This is a genomic window from Enterobacter sp. ECC-249 (genome assembly GCF_043965265.1).
GTDB lineage: Bacteria > Pseudomonadota > Gammaproteobacteria > Enterobacterales > Enterobacteriaceae > Enterobacter > Enterobacter quasiroggenkampii.
Window position 1 is genome coordinate 683,585 of sequence record NZ_CP143660.1, and the last position, 24,215, is coordinate 707,799.

General features: G+C 53.6%; 19 protein-coding genes. 6 read left to right on the forward strand and 13 right to left on the reverse strand.

The window, feature by feature from the left end:
• Nucleotides 1-140 precede the first annotated feature (140 nt).
• A complete protein-coding gene (locus V1587_RS03365; protein WP_371899108.1) occupies nt 141-941 on the forward strand; it encodes a glycosyltransferase family 2 protein in 801 nt (266 codons plus the stop codon).
• A gap of 3 nt (nt 942-944) precedes the next feature.
• On the opposite strand, the gene V1587_RS03370 is transcribed toward V1587_RS03365, so the two are convergent.
• From V1587_RS03370 to gpmM, 3 genes are read right to left on the reverse strand one after another with little or no spacing between them, the layout of a single operon-like run.
• Nucleotides 945-1,877: a divergent polysaccharide deacetylase family protein gene (locus V1587_RS03370; protein ID WP_371899109.1), complete on the reverse strand. Its 933-nt coding sequence runs from the start codon at nt 1,875-1,877 to the stop codon at nt 945-947.
• A gap of 3 nt (nt 1,878-1,880) precedes the next feature.
• Nucleotides 1,881-3,140, reverse strand: coding sequence for a murein hydrolase activator EnvC (gene envC / locus V1587_RS03375; RefSeq protein ID WP_371899152.1), 1,260 nt, complete (start codon nt 3,138-3,140; stop codon nt 1,881-1,883).
• A gap of 33 nt (nt 3,141-3,173) precedes the next feature.
• A complete protein-coding gene (gene gpmM, locus V1587_RS03380; RefSeq protein ID WP_371899110.1) occupies nt 3,174-4,718 on the reverse strand; it encodes a 2,3-bisphosphoglycerate-independent phosphoglycerate mutase in 1,545 nt (514 codons plus the stop codon).
• A 247-nt stretch (nt 4,719-4,965) separates the two neighbouring features.
• On the opposite strand from gpmM, the gene V1587_RS03385 reads away from it, so the two are divergent.
• The 5 genes from V1587_RS03385 to cysE all read left to right on the forward strand — a co-directional run bounded on the left by V1587_RS03385 (nt 4,966) and on the right by cysE (nt 8,075).
• Nucleotides 4,966-5,397 (forward strand): rhodanese-like domain-containing protein, encoded by a 432-nt coding sequence (locus tag V1587_RS03385; protein WP_023309913.1) that lies wholly within the window; start codon nt 4,966-4,968, stop codon nt 5,395-5,397.
• 11 nt (nt 5,398-5,408) lie between these two features.
• Nucleotides 5,409-5,660: a glutaredoxin 3 gene (gene grxC, locus V1587_RS03390; protein WP_008502715.1), complete on the forward strand. Its 252-nt coding sequence runs from the start codon at nt 5,409-5,411 to the stop codon at nt 5,658-5,660.
• 32 nt (nt 5,661-5,692) lie between these two features.
• On the forward strand, nt 5,693-6,160 hold the full coding sequence (secB, locus tag V1587_RS03395; protein ID WP_003860835.1) for a protein-export chaperone SecB: 468 nt from the start codon (nt 5,693-5,695) through the stop codon (nt 6,158-6,160).
• The gene (gpsA, locus tag V1587_RS03400) at nt 6,160-7,179 is read left to right on the forward strand and encodes an NAD(P)H-dependent glycerol-3-phosphate dehydrogenase (RefSeq protein WP_371899111.1); all 1,020 of its coding nucleotides are present in this window, start codon (nt 6,160-6,162) and stop codon (nt 7,177-7,179) included. Before secB ends, gpsA begins: the two co-directional genes overlap by 1 nt.
• A 74-nt stretch (nt 7,180-7,253) precedes the next feature.
• Nucleotides 7,254-8,075: a serine O-acetyltransferase gene (gene cysE, locus V1587_RS03405; RefSeq protein ID WP_008502718.1), complete on the forward strand. Its 822-nt coding sequence runs from the start codon at nt 7,254-7,256 to the stop codon at nt 8,073-8,075.
• On the opposite strand, the gene trmL is transcribed toward cysE, so the two are convergent.
• From trmL to V1587_RS03455, 10 genes are all read right to left on the reverse strand, one after another.
• Entirely contained in the window at nt 8,072-8,545 is a 474-nt protein-coding gene (gene trmL / locus V1587_RS03410) for a tRNA (uridine(34)/cytosine(34)/5-carboxymethylaminomethyluridine(34)-2'-O)-methyltransferase TrmL (protein ID WP_104949745.1), read from the reverse strand. The genes cysE and trmL overlap by 4 nt on opposite strands.
• Nucleotides 8,546-8,590: 45 nt before the next feature.
• Complete coding sequence (locus tag V1587_RS03415; protein ID WP_371899112.1) at nt 8,591-9,931, reverse strand: MFS transporter; 1,341 nt, start codon at nt 9,929-9,931, stop codon at nt 8,591-8,593.
• Nucleotides 9,932-10,112: 181 nt separating this feature from the next.
• On the reverse strand, nt 10,113-11,300 hold the full coding sequence (gene lldD / locus V1587_RS03420) for a quinone-dependent L-lactate dehydrogenase (RefSeq protein ID WP_371899113.1): 1,188 nt from the start codon (nt 11,298-11,300) through the stop codon (nt 10,113-10,115).
• Nucleotides 11,297-12,070, reverse strand: a complete 774-nt coding sequence (gene lldR / locus V1587_RS03425) for a transcriptional regulator LldR (protein WP_023294814.1) — start codon at nt 12,068-12,070, stop codon at nt 11,297-11,299. Before lldR ends, lldD begins: the two co-directional genes overlap by 4 nt.
• Nucleotides 12,067-13,722 (reverse strand): L-lactate permease, encoded by a 1,656-nt coding sequence (gene lldP / locus V1587_RS03430; protein WP_371899114.1) that lies wholly within the window; start codon nt 13,720-13,722, stop codon nt 12,067-12,069. The genes lldR and lldP overlap by 4 nt, the downstream gene beginning before the upstream one ends.
• Nucleotides 13,723-14,001: 279 nt before the next feature.
• Nucleotides 14,002-19,566 (reverse strand): DUF3320 domain-containing protein, encoded by a 5,565-nt coding sequence (locus V1587_RS03435; protein WP_395314503.1) that lies wholly within the window; start codon nt 19,564-19,566, stop codon nt 14,002-14,004.
• Between the two features lie 256 nt (nt 19,567-19,822).
• Nucleotides 19,823-20,185, reverse strand: a complete 363-nt coding sequence (locus V1587_RS03440; RefSeq protein ID WP_371899116.1) for a YibL family ribosome-associated protein — start codon at nt 20,183-20,185, stop codon at nt 19,823-19,825.
• 58 nt (nt 20,186-20,243) lie between these two features.
• Nucleotides 20,244-20,834 (reverse strand): mannitol operon repressor MtlR, encoded by a 591-nt coding sequence (gene mtlR, locus V1587_RS03445; protein WP_371899117.1) that lies wholly within the window; start codon nt 20,832-20,834, stop codon nt 20,244-20,246.
• On the reverse strand, nt 20,831-21,979 hold the full coding sequence (gene mtlD, locus V1587_RS03450; RefSeq protein ID WP_371899118.1) for a mannitol-1-phosphate 5-dehydrogenase: 1,149 nt from the start codon (nt 21,977-21,979) through the stop codon (nt 20,831-20,833). Before mtlD ends, mtlR begins: the two co-directional genes overlap by 4 nt.
• 99 nt (nt 21,980-22,078) lie before the next feature.
• Nucleotides 22,079-23,986 carry a PTS mannitol transporter subunit IICBA gene (locus V1587_RS03455; protein WP_045907896.1) on the reverse strand — a complete coding sequence of 636 codons (1,908 nt, stop codon included), beginning with the start codon at nt 23,984-23,986 and terminating at the stop codon, nt 22,079-22,081.
• Nucleotides 23,987-24,215 lie beyond the last annotated feature (229 nt).

A 24,215-nucleotide genomic window follows, 5' to 3' on the forward strand; every position in this document is an offset into this window, starting at 1 on the left:
TTTTCTATTTTATTGCGTCTCAGGATTAGACGAAACTTCAAGCGTGCTTATTTGAAAAGTGTGATTCAGGACTTTAATCATCTCTACTCATTTATATAGTATTAATAATATTAATTTAGGCTGCTATTGAGAGTGGAAAAATGTTTAAAATAACGGTCTGCTTATTAACGTTTAATTCTGAAAGATTATTGCACGATGTTATTCCGCCTCTTTTAAAAATAGCGGATGAAGTTGTCGTCGTCGATTCAGGCAGTACGGACAAAACACGATATATTTGTGAGAGCTTTGGACTGCTACCCGTTTATAAAAAATTTGGCTGGCATGGCGAGCAGATGAACTATGCCATATCCTTAGCCAGCCATGACTGGGTACTGTGCATCGACAGCGACGAAATTCTTGACCTGGAAACGGTTAATGCCATTTTAACGTTAAAAGCAGGCGATGAGCCAGACCCTGGTATGGCATGGAAAATATGCCGCCACTGGTTTGTTCTGGGTGAAGAAGTCCGGACAATTTATCCTGTTTCATCCCCTGATTATCCTGTGCGTCTTTTTAACCGTAAACAGTCCCGGTTTAATAACAGACCGGTAGACGATCAGGTCGAAGGTTTTCTCCGTTGTGAACGTATTCCGGGTTATGTAAAACATGATACGTTTCCTACGCTGCATGAGCTTTTTAACAAATTAAATTGTTATACAACCCGCCTGGTTCAACATCAAAAAATACGGCCCTCTATTGGGCGCGGCGTAATCAGCGCCATAGGGGCTTTTTTCAAATGGTATCTGTTTAGCGGCGCCTGGCGAAAGGGCAAAGTGGGTGTGGCGACGGGACTGTATGCCACAGCCTATAGTTTTTTAAAGTATTTCAAATCCTGGTATCAGCATCAGGAGAAAAAAGAGCCCGTTGCTAACGAGCAGACGGACTCTCAGATTGCGAAATAAGCGTCAGGCTTTCTTACCCCATCCCTGCCACTGCTGCTGGACGTATTTCACCAGCGTACTGTTACTGATGCTGTCTCCGATGACGGAGAAGAAGCGGGTCGCGTAGACCGGTTCAGGCGGTTGCTTAGGTACACAACGCTTCACGCCGCGGAACGGATTTCTCGGCGCTGTCGGGACGGGCTGCGCAGAATTTGGTGTAGAGGTATCTACCTGCGGCTCGTTCAGCAGATCGCTCGGACGCACCAGCGTGATATCAGCAGGCAAGGTCGGCAGCATTTGCTGCAGGACGCGAACGGTAGACGGGTGCGGGTGACCGATGGCAATGGCTGAGCCATTGCGGCGGGCCAGCTGTACCGCGCGATTGAACTGTACGCGAATATCGGCTTCGTTCTGGGTATCATCCAGGAACACCTTGCGCTTAATCACCTTTACGCCCGTTCCCTGAGCGGCACGCATCGCCTGGCTGTTGCCGATGGTCATGCTGTCGAGGAAGTAGAGGTTATAACGCTCCAGCGCCTGCATCACTTTGAGCATCCCGTACAGGCTGGAGGTCATCGCGCTGCCCATATGGTTGTTCAACCCTACGGCATACGGCACTTTGTTGTAGGCGTCGCGGATGATGCGCTCGATCTCCTCGCTGCTCATATCCGGGCGCAGGGTATCTTTTTCCAGCGGCTGCTTGCTGAGCGGGGCCATGGGCAGGTGGATCAGTACCTGATGACCGCTGCTGTGGGCTTTGGTCGCCATCTCACGCGCGTGGGGAGCATTCGGAAGGACGGCTACGGAGATAGCCGACGGCATCGCCAGCACCTGATTTTCATAGTGTGGACGATAACCGAAGTCATCAATCACGATAGCGAGTTTACCTGCGTATACCGGCGCAGCCAGCGCCAGCGCGCTGACGACGGAGAAAACGATTCGACGAAATTGAAGCAAAACTTATCTTCCCAACCACGGCTGTGGATTGACCGCCTGACCCTGACGACGAATTTCGAAATAGAGTGACGGGCGGCCCTGACCGCCACTGCTGCCCACAAGGGCGATGGGTTGGCCGGCGCGCACCTGCGTACCGACGCTGACCAGCGCGCTCTGGTTGTAGCCGTAAAGGCTCATGTCACCTTTACCGTGTTCGACCACCACCACCAGTCCGTAACCCTGCAGCCAGTCGGCCAGAATCACGCGGCCATCGGCGATGGCTTTCACTTCGCTACCTTCAGACGCACCGATAACAATCCCTTTCCAACGTAGCTCACCCTGCAGCTGTTCGCCATAGCGATGCAGAATCGAACCGCGAACGGGCCAGAAAGCCTGACCGCGAGGAGAGCCCAAACCGCCGGTACGCGACATCAGAGAACGTTCGCTCTCGCTTGGCTTGTAGGTAGTGCCTTTGCGGGACGCTTCCTGCTGCTTGTCGCGAACGGCCTGCGCCTCGCGAGCCTCTTTTTCGGCGCGCGCTTTCGCCGCGGCTTCTGCACGGGCGATGCTGTTACGCAGTTTGGATTCGTTGGCGCGCATTTCGCTCAGCTGGCTCTGACCTTCCTGAATGGAGGATTCAAGGCCGGAAAGGGTTTTCTTACGCTCGTTGCGCGCCTGCTCAAGCTTCGCCTGCTGGGCCTGCTGATCGTAAAGCAGCGTCTGCTGCTGGCTCTGCTTCTCTTCCAGCTCGGCTTTTTGCGTGGAGACCTCTTCGCGCGTCTGCTTCAGCTGCGCGATCGTCTCCTGACGCGCCTGGTTCAGATAGCCAAAGTAGGCCTGCAGGCGCTGGCCGCGCTGGCTCTCTTCGCCGCTGAGGATCAGCTGGAGTCCGGTATGTTCACCCTGGCGGAATGCGGCATCAAGCTGTGCGGCAAGATTGCGCTCCTGCGCATCGCGCTGGCGCTCCAGTTTGGCAATCGACGCGTTCATCTCGTCGATCTGCTTATTCAACTGGGCGAGGGTGTTTTGCGTTTCACGAAGTTTACGCGTGGCGGCGGAGATCGCCTCTTCCTGCTGCTTAAGCTGGGCGAGCAGGGCGGAGCGCTGCTGCTGCTGCTGGCGTACCGCACGCTCTTTGGCGGCGATATCGGCCTGAATGGATTTCAGCTGATCGCGGTCATCCGCGTGGGCGGATGCGGCGCACAGCAATACGCCAGCGCTGAGTGCGCTGGCGCAAAGCAGAGGTCTGACTGATAGCCTAAGCGGCTTCACGACCCATGTGATTGAAAAAATCGCCTTTCCCCTCATGGGGAGCGATTATTCCACGATGAACAGCGGCTTACCAGTCATCTCTTCAGGGATCGGCATCCCCATCAGCGACAGCATGGTTGGCGCGATGTCAGAAAGCTTGCCGCCTTCCACTGCTTTCAGAGATTTATCGCCAACATAAATCAGCGGAACCGGCAGGTTGGTGTGGGCGGTGTGCGCCTGTCCGGTCGCCGGGTCGCGCATCTGTTCAGCGTTACCGTGGTCCGCGGTGATCAGCAGCTGGCCGCCAACGGATTCAACCGCTTTCGCAACCTGCTCAACGCAGTGGTCCAGCGCTTCAACCGCTTTCACTGCCGCTTCCATCACACCGGTATGACCCACCATGTCGCCGTTCGGGTAGTTACAGATGATGGTGTCGTACTTACCGCTCTTGATGGCCGCAACCAGTTTTTCAGTCAATTCTGCAGAACTCATTTCTGGCTGCAGATCGTAAGTGGCGACTTTTGGCGAGTTAATCAGAATGCGGTCTTCGCCTTTGAACGGCTCTTCAACGCCGCCGTTAAAGAAGAAGGTCACGTGCGCATATTTCTCGGTTTCAGAGATGCGCAGCTGCGTCTTGTCGTTCTTCGCCATCCACTCACCGAAGGTGTTTGCCAGCGAGGCCGGTGGGTAAGCGCATGGTGCTTTGATGTCGGCCGCGTATTCGGTCAACTGGATGAAGTCGAGTTTCACCACTTTCTTACGAGCAAAACCGTCGAAGTCGCGGTTGACGAACGCACGGGTGATTTCGCGCGCGCGGTCGGCGCGGAAGTTCATGAAGATTAGCGCATCGCCGTCTTCCATCGCGGCATCGGCCTGGCCTTCAGCACGAATCACGGACGCTTTCACGAATTCGTCGTTTTCATCACGAGCATAAGCCGCTTCCAGCGCTTCAACGGCGGTCGCGAACTGGAACTCACCTTTTGCCAGAGTCATCAGGTCATAGGCCTGTTCAACGCGATCCCAGCGGTTGTCGCGGTCCATGGCGTAGTAACGGCCAATGATGGACGCTACGCGGCCTTTGCCCAGCGCGGCGAATTTCTCTTCGAAGGCCTGCAGAGAGCCTTTTGCGCTGCGTGGTGGCGTATCGCGACCGTCCAGGAAGGCGTGCAGATAGATTTTTTCCGCACCGCGTTCTGCGGCAAGTTCAACCATCGCCATGATGTGATCTTCGTGGCTGTGAACGCCGCCGGCAGAGAGCAGGCCCATGATGTGCACGGCGTTGCCAGCGGCAACGGCTTTATCGACCGCGCCAGACAGCGTTGGGTTGGAGAAGAAGGTGCGTTCTTTGATTTCAACGTCCAGACGCGTCAGATCCTGATACACAATACGTCCGGCGCCCAGGTTTACGTGACCGACTTCGGAGTTGCCCATCTGGCGGTCCGGCAGGCCCACTTCCAGGCCAGACGCGTCAATCAGCGTATGCGGACGTTTCGCCCACAGGGCATCCATGACCGGGGTTTTGGCGTTGAAAATAGCGTTATCCTGGCTATCTTCACGGTAGCCATAACCATCCAGAATCACCAGTACCATAGGTTTTTTAGAAACCGACATTGCGACAACCTCATGCTCAAGAGTCAAAATTTGCGTAATTTTACTACAGCTGAATCGATCAAATAGCCGCAGAAGATCAAAGAAAGCGCAGGGGCAAGATGCTCACCAGACCATTTTGAGTCATTTTTTTAGGTGGCATGCCGCAGAAAATGGATTAGGTTAGGGTCGCTGGCTGTATTTGCCAGAACGCACAGGTATACTCCTGTCCTGGTTTTTTTTATCACTTAGTCGGGAGTAGTTACCCTCCATGCAAGAAATTATGCAATTCGTTAGCCGCCATCCGGTTCTGAGCATCGCGTGGATTGGCCTGCTGGCTGCTGTGCTGTTCACCACATTTAAGAGCCTGACGTCTAAGATTAAGGTTATCACCCGTGGTGAAGCGACGCGTCTGATTAACAAAGAAGATGCCGTCGTGGTCGATCTGCGTCAGCGTGACGATTTCCGCAAGGGTCACATTGCGGGCGCAATCAACCTGCTGCCAGCTGAAATCAAAGCGAACAACGTCGGTGAGCTTGAGAAACACAAAGCCCAGCCGATTATCGTTGTGGATGCGACCGGTATGCAGGCACAGGAATCTGCCAGCGCGCTTCATAAAGCAGGCTTCGAAAACGTAACGGTGCTGAAAGAAGGTATTTCCGGCTGGAGCGGGGAAAATCTTCCTTTGGTGCGCGGTAAATAAGGAGTTCAGTCATGGCCCATATTGAGATCTATACCAAAGCGACGTGCCCGTTCTGTCATCGTGCGAAAGCGCTGCTGAACAGCAAAGGCGTCACGTTCCAGGAACTGCCGATCGACGGTGACGCGATTAAACGCGAAGAGATGATCCAACGTAGTGGTCGTACGACGGTTCCACAGATTTTTATTGATGCGCAGCACATTGGCGGCTGTGATGACTTGTATGCGCTCGACGCCCGTGGTGGACTCGATCCGCTGCTGAGCTAAGAGACTTTAGGACAATTAAAAAGGGTATTTCCATGTCAGAACAAAACAACACCGAGATGACTTTCCAGATCCAGCGTATCTACACCAAAGATGTCTCTTTCGAAGCGCCAAATGCACCACACGTTTTCCAGAAAGATTGGCAGCCAGAGGTTAAACTTGATCTGGATACCGCATCTACCCAGCTGGCAGATGACGTGTATGAAGTCGTGCTGCGTGTGACCGTTACCGCCTCTCTGGGCGAAGAAACTGCATTCCTGTGTGAAGTACAGCAGGGCGGCATCTTCTCTATCGGCGGCATCGAAGGCAACCAGATGGCGCATTGCCTGGGTGCATACTGCCCGAACATTCTGTTCCCGTATGCGCGTGAATGCATCACCAGCCTGGTTTCTCGCGGTACATTCCCGCAACTGAACCTTGCGCCAGTTAACTTTGATGCGCTGTTCATGAACTATCTGCAGCAGCAGGCTGGCGAAGGTGCTGAACAACATCAGGATGCCTGATGAGCACTGTTAATGCGTCAATGACTGTGATCGGTGCCGGCTCATACGGCACCGCTCTTGCCATCACACTGGCAAGAAATGGTCACGAGGTGGTCCTGTGGGGCCACGACCCAAAACATATCGCCACGCTGCAGCGCGATCGTTGCAACGTCGCGTTTCTCCCGGACGTTCCGTTCCCTGACTCCCTGCACCTTGAAAGCGACCTTGCGAGCGCGCTGGCGGCCAGCCGCAACATTCTGATTGTGGTTCCGAGCCATGTATTTGGCGACGTGCTGCGTCAGATTAAGCCGCTGATGCGCCCGGATGCGCGCATTGTCTGGGCGACAAAAGGACTGGAAGCCGAAACCGGACGCCTGCTGCAGGACGTTGCCCGCGAAGCGCTGGGTGATGAGATCCCGCTGGCGGTCATCTCCGGCCCGACCTTTGCCAAAGAACTGGCCGCTGGCCTGCCGACGGCGATTTCGCTGGCCTCAACCGATCAAGCCTTCTCCGACGATCTCCAGCAATTGCTGCACTGCGGCAAGAGCTTCCGCGTCTACAGCAACCCCGATTTTATCGGCGTGCAGCTGGGCGGGGCGGTGAAGAACGTGATTGCGATTGGTGCCGGGATGTCCGACGGCATTGGTTTTGGTGCCAACGCCCGTACGGCGCTGATCACCCGAGGGCTGACCGAAATGTCCCGCCTGGGCGAAGCGCTGGGCGCCGATCCGGCCACCTTTATGGGGATGGCTGGCCTGGGCGACCTGGTGCTGACCTGTACCGACAACCAGTCTCGTAACCGCCGCTTTGGCATGATGCTCGGACAGGGCAGCGATGTTAAAGGCGCGCAGGAGAAGATTGGTCAGGTGGTTGAAGGCTACCGCAATACCAAAGAAGTCCGCGAGTTGGCGCACCGTTTCGGTGTCGAAATGCCAATAACCGAGGAAATTTATCAGGTATTGTATTGCGGAAAAAATGCGCGCGAGGCAGCATTGACCTTATTAGGTCGTGCGCGCAAGGACGAGCGCAGCAGTAACTAGTCGGAACCGTTGTCACCTGAATGACCCAGCCAGCGCAGAACTGGCTGGTCATTAACTATCGTCTGGAGTAAGCAATGCCGTGTGAAGAACTGGATATCGTCTGGAACAATATTAAAGCCGAAGCCCGGGCGCTGGCCGACTGTGAGCCTATGCTGGCCAGTTTTTACCACGCGACGCTACTCAAGCACGAAAACCTCGGCAGTGCGCTGAGCTATATGCTCGCCAACAAGCTGGCGTCCTCGATCATGCCCGCGATTGCCATTCGTGAGGTGGTGGAGGAGGCCTACGCCGCAGACCCGGAAATGATCGCCTCTGCCGCCTGCGATATCCAGGCCGTGCGCACGCGTGACCCGGCGGTCGATAAATATTCTACGCCGCTGCTGTACCTTAAAGGCTTCCACGCCCTGCAGGCTTACCGCATCGGCCACTGGTTGTGGAATGAAGGCCGCCGCGCGCTGGCGATCTTCCTGCAAAACCAGGTTTCCGTGACGTTCCAGGTCGATATTCACCCGGCGGCAAAGATTGGCCGCGGGATCATGCTCGACCACGCTACCGGGATTGTCGTGGGTGAAACGGCGGTGATTGAAGATGACGTCTCGATCCTGCAGTCGGTTACCCTGGGCGGTACCGGTAAAACCAGCGGCGATCGCCATCCGAAAATTCGTGAAGGGGTGATGATTGGCGCGGGCGCCAAGATCCTCGGCAATATCGAAGTCGGGCGCGGCGCGAAGATCGGCGCAGGCTCCGTGGTGCTCCAGCCGGTGCCGCCGCACACCACCGCCGCTGGCGTACCGGCGCGCATCGTCGGTAAGCCAGACAGCGATAAGCCGTCGATGGACATGGATCAGCACTTCAACGGTATTCACCATACGTTTGAGTATGGTGACGGCATTTAACTTCTGAGAATGGCGCCCGGATAACCCAGCTGGCGCCAGGCTTCATACACCACCACCGACACCGCGTTCGACAGGTTCATGCTGCGGCTGTCCGGCATCATCGGAATACGGATTTTCTGCTCAGCGGGCAGGGCATCCAGAATCGTGGCCGGCAGGCCGCGGGTTTCCGGACCAAACATCAGATAGTCACCTTCCTGATAGCTCACGGCGCTGTGCGCTGGCGTACCTTTGGTGGTCAGGGCGAACATGCGCTGCGGCTGCTCGGCTTCCAGAAACGCGGCGTAATCGTGGTGGCGAACGACGGCTGTAAATTCATGATAATCCAGCCCTGCGCGACGCAGGCGTTTGTCGTCCCACGTAAAGCCCATCGGCTCAATAATGTGCAGACGAAAACCGGTGTTGGCACACAGGCGGATGATATTGCCGGTGTTCGGCGGAATTTCTGGTTCGAATAAAACGATGTTAAGCATGCTGCCCCCTTAATTGCGGGGGCAGAATAGCAGAAAAGAGAGGAACTACGCGACGCCGGGTTCCTGCGAGCGGCTGTACAGCATTTTGTAGACGGTTGCCGCTGCGGCCACAAGAGCGGGTACGCTGAGGATCATTAAAATACTGTCTGCCTGCCACTGCATCGAAAGAAGCTGGGCGCTGGTCATGGTGCCCGCCACGCCGCCAAAGCGGCCAATCCCCTGCATCCAGGCGATGCCCGTCGCGCGGCACTCGGTGGGATAAAAGGTGGCGGCCAGGGTCTGCATGCCCGACTGCGCGCCGTTCATCGCGATCCCCATCAGGAAAATCAACCCGCCAAACAGGGCGATATGGTTATGCTCAATGCCCAGCAGCAGGATAAGGCCCATCGTCAGCACGAAACCACACGCAACCACCTTGTGCGCTTCCCAGCGGTCCATCATCCAGCCCGCGAGCAGAATGCCTGCGGTGCCGCCGAAGGTGAACAGCGAGGTGAGCCAGGCGGATTCAGCCAGAGCATAACCCATCCCCTGCATCAGCGTCGGCATCCAGCTCAGCAGGACGTAGTAGATGACCAGCCCCATAAAATAGGTCACCCACAGCATCAGGGTGCCGGGCAGCCAGGGCATGGAAAACAGCTGCGACACGCTCCCTTTTTTAGACGCGATTTTCTCCTCCGCCAGGAAAAAGCCCGTGACGCTCTCCAGCGTACCGCGGGCGAACCGGCTGGCGATACGGCGGATCTGCATGACGTCTCTCCCGCGCTGCACCAGAAACTTCACCGACTCCGGCAACAGCAGCGCCAGCAGCAGCGTTAAAATCAGCGGAGCAATTGCACCGGTCAACAGCACGCTTCGCCAGCCGTGGTGGGGGATAAGCCAGGAAGAGATCGCGCCGCCGCCCGCCGCACCCAGAGGGAAGCCGCAGTACATGGTATTAATCGCCATGGCGCGGCAGCGCTGGGGGGCAAACTCGGAGATAAGCGTAATGGCGTTCGGCATGGCGGCACCTAGCCCCAGGCCGGTCAGAAAGCGCCACAGCGTCAGGGTATTCAGACTTTGCGCCCAGGCCGTCCCCAGGCTCGCGAGGCCGAAGAACAGGCAGGAGAAGACCAGCACGCGCTTGCGTCCCACCCGGTCCGACACCGGACCTGCAATCAGCGCGCCCAGCGACAGCCCCAGCAGCGCCGCGCTTAGCACCGGCCCCAGATCCTGTTTGTGTATCCCCCATTCTGCCGACAGCGTGGGCGCGATGTAGCCCATCGCTGCCGTATCAAAACCATCGATCGCCAGAACCAGAAAGCCCAGCACAATGAGCAGCCAGTGAAATCCTGAAAAGCGACTTTCATCGATCACCTGCTGAATATCCACCTTACCTGAATACGCCATACGCTCCACTCCGATCTGATGTTGTTTTTGTGTTCTTGTATTTGCTTGTCTATACAATTGCGGACGGCGGGTGGATGTCAAATTTTCTTATCTAATATGTTATCTGGATGTTATTTTTCGCATAAAAAAGCGCCCGAGGGGGAAATCGGGCGCATGAGAAAGGGGGGTTAACCGGAGAAGGTCAGGCCGCGTTTCCCTGAGCAAGGGGAGCCAGCGCCGCCGGTAATTTGCTGAGCTCCTGCACCAGGGAATCGTTGCTGATTTCGCTAATGGTTTTCGCACCGGTCAGCGTCATCGCCACCTTCATCTCTTTTTCGATCAGGTTAAGCAGATTCGCCACGCCTGCCTGGCCCGCCGTCGCCAGGGCGTACAAATATGCGCGTCCCAGCAGCACGCTGTCGGCACCCAGCGCAATCATGCGCACCACGTCCAGCCCGTTGCGGATGCCGCTGTCGGCCAGGATGGCGATATCGCCTTTCACCGCATCGGCTATCGCCGGCAGGGCGCGGGCGGAGGAGAGCACCCCGTCAAGCTGCCGTCCGCCGTGGTTTGAGACCACAATCCCGTCTGCGCCAAAGCGTACCGCATCGCGGGCATCTTCCGGGTCGAGGATCCCCTTGATCACCATCGGGCCGTCCCAGAACTCGCGGATCCATTCCAGGTCTTTCCAGGAGATGGACGGATCGAAGTTGTTCGCCAGCCAGCCGATGTAATCTTCCAGCCCGGTGGGTTTACCCAGATACGCCGAGATGTTCCCCAGATCGTGTGGACGACCGTTCAGGCCAACGTCCCACGCCCACTGTGGATGCGTTACCGCCTGCCAGTAACGACGGAGCGCCGCATTTGGGCCGCTCATGCCGGAGTGCGCATCGCGGTAGCGCGCGCCGGGGGTCGGCATATCAACGGTAAAGACCAGCGTGGAGCAGCCCGCCGCTTTGGCGCGCTCGAGCGCGTTACGCATAAAGCCGCGATCGCGAAGGACGTACAGCTGGAACCACATCGGACGCTTGATGGTTGGGGCAACCTCTTCAATCGGGCAGACGGACACGGTAGAGAGGGTAAACGGAATGCCTTTGGCATCCGCCGCCGCGGCCGCCTGCACTTCGCCACGGCGGGCATACATACCGCACAGGCCCACAGGCGCGAGCGCCACCGGCATGGAAAGCGTTTCGTTAAACAGCTTCGTCTCAAGGCTCAGGTCAGACATATTCTTCAGCACGCGCTGGCGAAGAGCCACCTCCGACAGATCCTCCACGTTGCGGCGCAGGGTGTATTCGGCATACGCTCCGCCGTCGATATAGTGGAACAGGAACGGGGGCAAAATGCGCTGCGCCGCGGCGCGATAGTCACTTGCTGCTGAAATAATCATGCTTTGTTCTCCCTGGAAATATCACTGTCGCCAGGCAGACGGGTAATACGCGCCTGTCGGGCCTGGTCTTCATCGAATCGTTTGATGGTGGTATGCACGAAACCGAGATGCGCCATCATCGCTTTGCGCGCGGCCTCGGCATCACCGGCAAGAATGGCGTTGAGCACCGCCTCGTGTTGTTCGGTCAGCTGGGCAAACACCGGCGGAACCAGATACATGCGCTGGCGGCTCTGCTTCACGGAGGATTGCAGCAGGTCGAAGAACCCGCGCATGGTCTGCAGCAGTACCACGTTGTGCGACGCCTCGGCAATCGCCAGGTGAAAACGCACGTCCGCCTGGGAGGCGATGTCCGGGTCGCTGCTTTGCGTGGCCTCAAAGCAGGCGATGAGTTTCTCTTTGTCGGCGTCGGTTGCCCGCATGGCCGCGTGCCAGGCGGTACTGGTTTCGATGGCGTGACGCGCTTCAAGGATGTCGAAGCTGTAGTCCGGGTCGTTCTCCATCAGCGTCTTCAGCGGCTGAACGATGTTTTGCTCGGACCAGTCGTCATGCTGCCAGCGTACAAAGGTGCCGCCGCCGCGACGGCTCACCAGCACTCCTTCGCTGACCAGCGTCGCCAGCGCCTCGCGCAGTGAATTGCGCGACACGCCAAGCTGGGCGGCGAGCTGGCGTTCGGCGGGCAACTTCATGCCCGCTTCCAGCTGTTGTTCTTCAATCAGCGCCCGCACGCGAGAGGCAATCTCGTCGGACAGGCGTCTGGGCATCACTATCATGGGATCATCCAGGTTAAGACATAGGCCTGCAGGGTGGTGATCACCCCGACCATGCAGGTGAATATCAGGCTGTGTTTCACGGTAAAGCGGAACAGATCCGACTCTTTACCGACCAGTCCCACCGCCGCACAGGCAATGGCGATGGATTGTGGGGAGATCATTTTCCCGGTCACGCCGCCGGTGGTATTTGCGGCCACCAGCAGAACATCCGACACGCCAATCTGCTGGGCCGCCGTGGCCTGCAGCGCGGCAAACAGGGCGTTAGACGAGGTATCGGAACCGGTCAGGAACACTCCCAGCCAGCCGAGGAACGGCGAGAAGAAGGTGAAGGCGTGGCTGGTGTGCGCCAGCGCCAGTGCCAGCGTCGATGACAGGCCGGAGTAGTTCGAGATAAACGCGAACGCCAGCACCATGCCGATGGAGTAAATCGGCAGCATCAGCTCTTTAACGGTCGCGGCAAAGGTCTGCACCGCGGCCGCAGGCTTCATGCGCAGCCACACCACGGAAAGAATAGCGGCAAACAGGATGGCGGTCCCGGTGGCGGAGAACCAGTCGAATTTATAGACCGCGGCATACGGCGTGGCGGCGTGCACGACCGGCGGCATACGGGCGACCATCTTGTCGAGGAACGGTACGGAGATGTTAATCACCATGTCGTACAGCGCGCCGCCCGGGGCGAACAGGGCTTTAAACGGCGGGATGCTCCACAGCGTGACCGTGGCGGTCAGGAACAGGAACGGCGACCAGGCGCGGATTACCTGTCCTGCGGTGTAGCCGGTGCGGGCCAGCGTTTGATCGACCTGCGAGGCACCCATGTCGGCGAAGCGGAAAATACGGACCGGCTGCCAGCGTTTCAGGAACAACGTCAGGCAGACCAGAGAAACCAGCGAAGAGATGATATCCGGCAGTTCCGGGCCAAGGAAATTCGAGCTGAGGTACTGGGCAATCGCGAACGAACCGCCCGCCACCATCACCGCAGGCCAGGTCTCCTTCACGCCGCGCCAGCCGTCCATAATCGCCATGATCCAGAACAGGACGATAATGGTCAGGAACGGCAGCTGACGACCGACCATCTGGCCAATCTCAAAGCTGTCCAGCCCGGTGACCTGCCCGGCCACCAGAATCGGAATACCCATCGCGCCAAACGCCACCGGCGCGGTGTTCACAATCAGGCACAGGCCCGCGGCATAGAGCGGGTTAAAGCCCAGACCCACCAGCAGCGCGGCGGTGATCGCCACAGGTGCGCCAAAGCCTGCCGCACCTTCCAGAAACGCCCCGAAGGAGAAGCCGACAATCAGCATCTGCAGGCGCTGGTCCGGCGTAATGGAGAGAATCGACGAGCGAATGATGTCGAACTGCCCGGTTTTCACCGAGATTTTATAGACAAAGACCGCGGCGATGATGATCCACGCAATCGGCCACAGGCCGTAGAAGAAACCGTAGACGACGGAGGCCAGCGCGCGATCGACCGGCATTTTGTAGAAGAACAGCGCCACCATCAGGGCGATAGCAACGGTATACGTCGCGGCGAGGTAGCCCTTCAGCTTGAGCTTAATCAGCGCATAGAAGAAGAACAGGATCGGAAGCGATGCGATCAGGCTCGACAGCCAGATATTTCCGGCCGGGTCGTAGTTTTGTTGCCAGAGGCTCATGCAGGTCTCCTGGGGACCAGACAGCCTGCGCTGCGGGTGAGTCTCCGCTCATCTCTGCGTCACAGTCTGTGTAAAAGTGGTCCTGCCAATGTTGTGTTGTAGGGTTAACGACAATGAATGGTTAACCAGATGTTATGAGCTAGCAATGGTTTTGTGAGTGGAAATAATGGAATTGTGAACCGGGGAAGAAAGAAAAGGGGGATTGGTTGGGCCAATTTTTTTATGGGGCTCCACTATATGATGGTGGGCCCCATAAAAGGGTTAATAGAAGAACAGGAATTAAACAGCGTTCTGAACGGAGGCGGTGTCTCCGATAACAATCAAACCATCTTGTTGCTTAAGACGGTTATCTTTAATTTCCTGCTCAATGACATCGGAGATCACTTTTCGAAGAACACTACTGGTCGATTTAAAACCAAGCATCCTTGAGATGGATGTAATGATCTCATCTTCAGTTGCACCCAGACTTGCGCTAACGATATCAAACACACCTGAAGCGATTTCTACAGGTGCGATCAATTCTGGTTTACGGACGCCTGCAGATAAGACGTTCTGTCTGTTGCGGAGTCGAATTGATACTTCTTTGTGTATGAAAAATTCATGCTCCTTATAAATCTTACCTCGTTTACAGGCAATTTGAGCTGCCTGGCTAACAACGCTTTCTATCCGTGCACCGGCTCGCTGCAATCCCCATGCTGAGCGAAGACGAGTGATTACTTCGTTCAAATGGATAGGTGATTCTGTGAAGACTATTTTTTCAACCATATCAGCAAGTATGCTGATTGGTGTTTCATGTAAAGCATATGAAAGATTGGCTTCGGGTTGTGCTTCTTCATAAATGACAGACTGATCATTAGCGGAATCAGCTCTATCAAAACCAACCTCAATAACGTCTTCTCGTTCAACGGTGACGATATCTACAGGAACGGCTCGGGAACGACCGTATGTATGTTCTGCTCTACTATTCAGTTCTCTTTTTGCATTTTCAATAGCATTAATAACTTTTTGCAATTGTTCCTCAGGTCTTTGGAACCAATCTGTACTCCAGATTCGGTGTATGATCCATCCATGATCTTCCAGAACGGCCTGACGTAAACGATCACGCTCTCTTGCAGAACGAGAGGAATGATAAGCGCTGCCATCACATTCAATCCCGAGAAGATACCGCCCCGGTAACTCAGGATCCGCAATTGCCAGATCAATAAAGAAGCCAGCGATTCCAACTTGTGGGTGCACCTGATAACCTCGGTTCTGAAGTGCTGAGGCGACCTGTTCTTCAAATACGCTGTCCATCGGACGTCCAGAAACGGTGGACATTGATAAACGCCCTGTGCGGGCATATTGAAGGAAGAGTTTGAACGCCAATACGCCAGCACCTTTTGCACGCTCGAGATCAATATCTTCATCGGTGATCGATGCAAAAACCTCACATCGGCGTTTCGCTCGACTAATCAGTACATTCAGCCGTCGCTCACCACCTTGTGAACCCAGAGGACCGAATCGCATTGCCAGATAACCTTGTTTATTACGCGCATATCCGACCGAGATCATGATGACATCACGCTCGTCACCTTGAATGTTTTCCAGGTTCTTAATGAAGAATGGTTCGCCAGGATGAGAATTAAAGAAATCTTCATATTGAGGATTTAAACGGCGGAGAATCTCTAATTCATCCTGAATAGCCTTACGTTGTGAAACAGAGAATGTTGCGACTCCCAGTGACAATTCAGGATTCTGCTGTATATGTTCAAGAATTGCGGTAGCAATTCTTTTGGCCTCAATAGGATTGGCATTACCTGCACCTGATTCGAAAACACCGTTTTCAACATAATGGAATCGCAAACCCATACCAGCCTCTTCGGTATATGGGCTTGGGACAATAAACAATTTATTTTCGTAGAACTGACTATTTGAAACCGCGATAAGCGACTGGTGTCGACTGCGGTAATGCCAGCGAAGCATGCGCTGTGGCAAGCCTCTGGCAACAAACAATCCGAGTATGCTTTCGATATCTGCTACTTGCGTTGAATCCTCATCCCCATCATCGTTACTGGCTTCAGTCATACGAGAGAAGAAACTGGTTGGTGGTAATTGTCTTTCGTCGCCGACAACAACAACTTGCTGACACCGTGCAATTGCACCTATGGCATCGACAGGTTGAATCTGGCTGGCTTCATCCATCACAAGCAAATCAAATTTTTGCTTACCTGGGATCAAGAATTGTGCGACAGAGAGTGGACTCATCATCATTACTGGTTTGATTGCCTGAATTGCCGGGCCAGCTTTAAGCATCAATTGACGAATAGGCATATGGCCTCTTTTCCTCGCCATTTCAGCGCGCAGAACGCCAACCGGGCCTGCCGCTCCGGTTTTTGAAGGAATACGGCGATGATGTGCCCGAGCGACCTCAATACTTGAGCTCTTTATGCGGCGTAAATCCATTTCGGCAAAATACTGAACTTTTCGGTTATGAAGATCACCGTCGAAGCGGGAAAGGGATGGTGTCTCTTTAGCCATTAAACTGAACAGCGATTCATAATAGGCATATTCGACCGAGCTATAACAAGTGGATAATGGTAAGCGCCCATCCTCAAGCTGTTCTACTACTTCTGAGAGTCCCAGATTATTCGCCTGGTTGCGTCGGTGTTGCCAGGCAACCCATTTAGACAATTGCTCGGTATTTTCAATCCAGGAGGTTAGTTTGCTTAGGACGCTATCGATACGTAAATGCTGATTATCCAAATGGAATAATTCTTTGGTGGACGATTCGAGTTCGTTGGTCAGGTTTTCAAGTTCGTCAATAATAGAGACACGCGTCGCTGAAAGTTGATTCGCGGAATTCAGTAACTCATTACGATCATTTACGGTCGCGCAGACGAAGCGTAAGTCACCGTGATTTTCCATCCATGTATAACCTTTAACGAGATTGTGCCAGTTAGACCGTGTCTCTAGCCACGCACTACCAAATGCTGAACTTCCCAATTCGGATTGGGACTCAATGTCCTTCTTCTGATACTGCAATGCGATAATCTTCTTAACCAGGGTCAGGCGTTCACCGGGCCTATCTGCTGGATCTTTAAACACCTGATGTGATGCAGAGTCTATACGACTGAGTTTTTGAGCCAGAGCTTCAACATAGCTTAATGGAACTCGCTTAATAGAATAATGATTTTCAAAACAGGATTCTGCAGTTGTGCCAAACGCTTTCCAAAGTTGTTTCAGTTCGATGCCAGCTTGATTAAGAAGCAGCTCCAGTTTCTGGCTAAGGTGCCTCAATGTTTCACGATCAGACAATTGGCTCGCAAGTAAACGTGCTTCTGAGCCTACATCTTTAAGTGTCGCCATCCATTCTACTAATGCTTTCAAAGCACCGCTGTCACTGCTTTCACCACGCCAGTGTGAGCCAAAAGCACTGCTGCCAAACTCGCTAGCGTTGGCGATATTTTTTCGCAGTACTTGTGCCTGAATCACGTTATCCAAAAGCTCGATTTGCTGCTGAACAGGCAGATTTATATCGCGAATAAGAGAGCGGGAAAGCGCACGTGAACGGCGCCATTCACTATTCAATATTTTGAACATCCCTGTATGAATCGCGAGGTTATGACGAATTTGTGTAAGTTCGGTATCCCAAATGGTCTCCGAAACAAGAGGATCGATTTTCTGACGCAAAGCATGTAAATCAGCGATCGAATTTACCAACTCCCTGGCTTGCTCGACACCATGTTCCCATACAGAAGCGACAAAGGCTTGTGGGCTTGCATCAGGGGCCTCTGCTACACGTATGCTGAGTTCAATCAGATTTTTGATTTCCTGAGATGAACGATACAGAGATTCAGTTCCTAGCTCTTTAGTCAGATGGTCCACTGTTGATTGAATTTGGGGTATTAGTGGTAGTAAGGCTCTGGCGGTCGAGAAGGCATGTGGTAAAAGGTCCTCCGGGATCGTTTGCAGCTCATCTCGAAATTCAAGAAGAGGGGTGTCAACCTGTTCATCATTAATCAGGTGTTTGATTTCATTTAAATCATTCTGATACGTTACACCCTGTTCAATGAGACTTTTTATTTCATAAAGAGAATTAGACCAGACAGGATTTATTAGTGCAGCTTCCTCAAACTTGGGGGCCTGAGTTATGAGGTTAGCAATCTGAACTATTTTCTCCGCCTCGTTGAAATTTACGGGTTCAGGCGTTATCCCAACTCGTCCAGCCAGAGGTACGATAGTGCTTTGAAAATTATTTACTTTGTCCAACAACGTAGTGATTTTTGGCATCAGGCGATCAAGCTCACCCGGTAAAATGGATTCTCTTTTTACGCCATTCCAGGGGTGATTACGAGGTAGTCCAATATCTTCAATTCGTTCAATAAGCTCTTTAACGAGATCCAGTCGTTTTATCAGATCGTTATTGTTCCATTCATCGAAGCCATGAAGAATAAAGTCTTTAGGTGTTTGTCCATTTTGACGCAATCTTACCAATTGGCCAATCACCTGATAAGGGCTCAAACCCGAAGGTGTATAGACTTTGTGGAGGCGTGCTGGGTGCGCATTCAGGGAGTCACGGGCCTCGGTTAAGTTCTCTATCAATTCATCAGGAAATTCACCACGAGGTGAGCCTAAATCCCACACTCGCTTCAACTCTTCAAGTAAAATCCGTTTATTGGCCTTATTACTGTGGAGTTCTAAACAAGCATCACCTACCCCTGTTTGATCTAAGCGCCGTTTGACCACTTCAAGAGCTGCCATTTTTTCTGCAACAAAGAGTACCGTTTTTCCATCCGCGATGGCTGAGGCAATGATATTGGCTATCGTCTGCGACTTACCCGTCCCCGGTGGCCCTTGTATAACAAGGTTTCTCCCTCTTCTTACTTCATGAATCGCGAGCGTCTGAGAGCTATCACTATCCATAATATGAAGCATATCTTTTGGCGTAATAATAGGGTCTATAGGACTCTCTTCTGACAGAAGTCCATCGCTTTCATCGAACCCTTCCTCCATGAGCGCACGAATAAGGTATTGTGATGTGATCGCATCATCCTCAGGCCAGTTGGCAGGGTCAAGATCGCGATACATCAAAAACTTAGAAAAAGAGAATAAACCAAGAATTATGTCATTGGCCTTAACTTCCCAATCTGTTTTTATTGCTATAGCTTGCTGTACAGCCTCAAAGTAACCGCTTACGTTAATTTCATCATCATTAGATGGCAGTACAGGTAATGTGATCTGGTGTACGCGTTCAAGGAAGGCTTCCAGAGAGAGGTTAGGGATGATGTCTTCTGAGCGCGCTTTTAGCTTAAATCTTTCTCCTGCACTACCGCGCTCCAGGCTGACTGGTACCAGTATCAATGGGGCGTAACGGACATTCTCTTTATTGGCGGGATCTACCCACTTCAATGTGCCCAGTGCTAAGAAAAGGATGTTTGCGCCTTGCTCCTCTTCAAGCGTTTTGGAGTCGTGGTACAAATCGAGTAATCGCGTCTGCAATCCTTTAGGTGTTAAACGAGTCTGTAGTTTAGTATCAAGATGTTGCGATTTTATTTCTGTGTCAGATTCATCGAATTGATAAATAAAAGCTTTTTCTTCAGAAGGGCTATCTTCAGTCTCCAGATCGTCTTCTTTTCCTGATTTACCATGCAAAAAAGTGAACGTCTTTTTTTCATTAAAAAGAAGGTTATAGACCTGTTCAGAACGCTCATCAATAACTTCCAGGAAGCGTGTATTCTTTGATCGCGGAATGTTGAGTAAGCGGTTCCTTGCCCCTAAATCCAGAAGTTCAGCCCTGGCTTTTTCAAGTTTTTGTTCTAAAGAAAGGGCGCTGTTTTGAAAGGTTGAGCTCTCAGTAGAATTCATAAAATTTATAACCTAATGCAATGACATACCATCACGCCAAGGAAGATATATTATATTTCAATGGCGTGCCGTGTGTATTAGTTAGATCGAAAGAAATGAATATCTACTTTACTCTTAAGGAAGGGAATTGTGAACCGGCAGATTTTACTGTTACATATTTACACTTGTGAGCAGTCATCTGCTATTTAAGGCAAATACCCAATATATTCGTTTGGTGAATATATTGGGTCGGTTTGTGTTTAACTTAAATTAAATATCAGAATGCGGTCTTACAAAAACCCGTCATCTCTTTCAGGCCCATTTCGCGGCCAAGTTCGGTCATCGGGTGCACGACCACCAGACCACGGACGCTTTTCTTCAGCTTGCCCATATCGGCCTGCTCTTTTTTGGTGATCGCACGGCGGTGCGGCATGTTCATCAGCTTCTGCGCTTCTTTGCTCAGCTTCTGGCTTTTGACTTCGCGCAGGCGCTCGATTTCTGTTTCCAGCGTGGCGACTTCTTTTTCCAGCTCGGCGTACTTCTCGGCGGAATCGACCAGTGACAGGCCCGCCATCTGGTGGCGGATGAGATCCAGGCGGTCGCTCAGGCGTTTAATTTCGTTCTTTTCGACTTCTTTCATGACAAATAACTCTGAAAACGGGGAATTTACAGGGAAGGATACACCAATGTGAGCAGGCTTACTTCTGAAACGCTTTTTTTAAGCTGATTCGGGAAATCAGCTCAGTCAGGGAGAGAACCATCGTGGAACGGACAACCTGTTGATAACGCAGCTTTTGCATCGCGTAGAGCTCTGGGTCGCTGTTATCAAACTGCGGTGCCGGAGGGAGCGCGGTGACGCAGTGCAGCTCGCCGAACGGCCCCAGGATCTCATCGTCGGTAAAGGTGTATTCATTACCGTCATGATTGAGTTCCTCACGCAGCGCCATTAGCAGCTCCGCATCTTCATACTCTTGTCGGTTCAGCACGCCAAGACCATAAATCAGCTTCAGACGCACGGATAAATCGCCCAGCGGTCCGTCTCCGTCCAGTAACGGTTCTACAGCATATTTTACCGCGTAGTCGTCTTTGCGAAACACCTGAAGCACCAGGATATTCACCGCCTCGGTTAACAGCTCGACGGCGGCAATCAGGAAACTTCGTACGGTTTTGCCAGCATTCAGACGCTCAAGCACACGATTTTCAAAGGCCTGGGTTTGTTCCATTATTGCCTGCATATCTGACAATCTGTTATCCGGGCGCAGGTTAACCTGCGCCTCACTGTGCATCATTTGGTTGCGTTGTATGCGTTAACCGCCTCCACAACCACGTCGCTGTTGGCGTCCAGACCGGAAATCTGCGCCAGCGCAGCCTGTGCGCCTTTATCATCAATCAGCTGAGCCAGCTCAATCGCCTGCGGGTCCTGCTCGCTGCGGTAGTGCATCGCAGCGGCAATCCCTTTCACCAGGTTGGCGTGCGGCAGGCCGTATTCCAGCGTACCCAGCAGCGGTTTAATCAGGCGGTCGCCCGCGCTCAGTTTGCGCAGAGGCTGACGGCCCACGCGCTCAACGTCATCTTTCAGATACGGGTTTTCAAAGCGACCGAGGATTTTCTGAATGTATGCTGCATGTTTATCAGCATCAAAACCGTAGCGTTTGATCAGCACCGCGCCGCTCTCTTCCATTGCCCCTTTTACCACCGCGTGGATCTTCTCATCGAGAATCGCGTCACGAATGGTCTGATGACCGGCCAATTTTCCGAGGTACGCGGTTATAGCATGCCCGGTGTTCAGCGTGAAGAGTTTGCGTTCGACAAACGCCATCAGGTTATCGGTTAATTCCATTCCCGGAATGGTCGGCAGCGCGCCTTTAAACTGGGTTTTATCGACGATCCACTCGCTGAAGGTTTCTACGGTAACTTCCAGCGGGTCGTTGGTGGCGGATTCAGACGGCGGAACGATGCGGTCCACGGCGGAGTCCACAAACCCGACGTGCGCTTCAACCCAGGCTTTATCTTCGTCTGCTACAGCGTTGAGCACGTGGCCTTTCAGCTGCGTGGTGCCGCGAACCATGTTTTCACAGGCGATGATGTTCAGCGGGGTGTCGATGCCCTGCGCTTTACGTTTTGCCAGGCCTTTCGCGACCGCAGGGGCGATTCGCTCAAGGACAACCGGGCCTACCGCTGTGGTAACCAGATCGACGCTGGCGATAAGGTCAATAACGTCTTCGCCGATGCTGCTGACCGCGTTGACGCCGGATACCGTCTCGACCTGCTCGTTTTCACCGACCACGTGTACCTGATAGCTATGACGCGCATTCAGGGCATCCAGGACAACCTGATTCACATCGGCGAATGTCAGCGTAATGCCCGCGTCTGCCAGCAGTTTACCGATAAAACCACGCCCGATATTACCTGCGCCAAAATGTAATGCTTTCATAGTGTTAACCTTCATCAATGTTTTTACCCGAGAGGGCTGGGGTGAGGAACGTTTTCCCCTCACCCAAGCCCTCTCCCCGGAGGGGAGAGGGAAGAGAACTTATTTGTTCAGCAGAGCCAGCACTTCTTCCACGCTGGTGGTATTGGCCAGACGCTCAATAACGGACTCATCATCCAGCGCGTTGGTCAGGCTGGTAATCACCTGAATGTGCTCGTTGTTGCGAGCGGCGATACCAATCACCAGACGGGCGATGTCGTCTTCTTCTTCACCGAAGCGCACGCCCTGCGGATACTGACAGAATACGACGCCGGTTTTCAGGACGCGATCTTTCGCTTCAACCGTACCGTGCGGCACCGCGATGGATTCGCCCAGGTAGGTTGGCGTCAGTTTTTCGCGTTCCAGCATCGCGTCAACATATTCAGGCTGAACGTAGCCGCCTTTTACAAGCTGCTCACCGGCAAAGCGAATTGCTTCTTCTTTGGTTGCCGCTGTACGACCGAGGAAGATGTTTTCCGCACCCAGCTTAAACAGGTGGGCGTTGCTCTCGTCAAAGCTGTCCTGCAGGCTGGAGCGCACTTTCACTTCGTTGTCTTCATGACGCTGCGCGGCCACCAGACGTTCGGTCAGGCTGGTGTACAGGCCGCTGTCGAGGAAGTTGGTCAGCGAAATGTGCTGTGCCTGCGGCACCTGGCGCATGGCGCGTTCGGTCAGGTCGCGGTGCGTGATGACCAGGTCAACATCCGGCGGTAGGCTGTTAATGGCGCTGTTGGTCACGGAGATGTTGGTCAGGCCCGCATCCTGCACTTTCTTACGCAGCACGCCTGCACCCATTGCGCTGGAACCCATACCGGCATCACAGGCAACGATGATTTTACGCACGTGGCTCAGGTCGTTAGAGACATCACCTGCTGCCAGTGGCGTCGCGCCTTTGGATTCGGCTTTCATGTCGTGCATACGACGGGTTGCGGCTTCGATGTCATCATCTTCTTTCACTTTGCTGGTTTTCAGCAGGATAGAAGAGACCACGAAGGAGACGGCCATTGCCGCAAAGATAGCCGCGAGGTTCGCGAAGTAAGCGCCTTTTGGCGTCATCGCCAGTACCGCCAGGATAGAACCCGGAGAGGCCGGAGAAACCAGACCACCGCCCAGCACGCTCAGGGTGAACACACCGGTCATACCGCCGAGGATAACGGCCAGGATCAGACGTGGGTTCATCAGCACGTAAGGGAAGTAAATTTCGTGGATACCGCCCAGGAAGTGGATGATCGCCGCACCGCCAGCAGACTGTTTTGCGCTGCCGCGGCCAAAGAAGATGTACGCCAGCAGAACGCCCATACCTGGGCCCGGGTTGGCCTCAATCAGGAAGAAGATAGACTTGCCGAGGTCGTGAGACTGCTGGATACCCAGCGGCGAGAAGATACCGTGGTTGATGGCGTTGTTAAGGAACAGGATTTTCGCCGGTTCAACGAAGATAGACGCCAGCGGCAGCATCTCGTGCGCCACCATGAAGTTAACGCCTGCTGCCAGAATTTTAGACAGCACTTCAACCGCAGGGCCAATGCCGAGGAATGCCAGAATGGCGAGGATCATCCCGATGATGCCCGCAGAGAAGTTGTTCACCAGCATTTCGAAGCCGGATTTGATCTTACCATCAACCCAGACGTCGAATTTCTTAATCGCCCAGCCGCCCAGAGGACCGGCAATCATCGCACCGAGGAACATCGGCATATCTGCACCGACGATAACGCCCATGGTTGTGATGGCACCCACGACGCCACCACGGTCACCGCCTACCAGACGACCACCGGTGAAACCGATGAGCAGCGGCAGGAGATAGGTAATCATTGGGCCAACAAGTTTCGCCAGCGTTTCGTTAGGCAACCACCCTGTCGGAATGAACAATGCGGTGATGATACCCCACGCGATAAACGCGCCGATATTTGGCATCACCATGTTGCTGAGGAAACGACCAAAGCTTTGAACTTTGATCTTGAAATCGGATGACATAAAACACCCCTTCTTCTGTTTACGCTTAGGCTTGTGGCCCGAGGTTTATTGTTAATGAGGCGGCAGAGGTAGCCGGACCCTGTTCTGATGCTGTGAAATCTGGCACTGAATCGTTCAACTGTCCAGACAGGGAAAATTTGTGTGATGCATATCACGTAAAGGTAGGGGGTATGGATATCAATGGGGTGATCTCAATCACAAAATTTGCGGACAAAAAAAATACAATGGC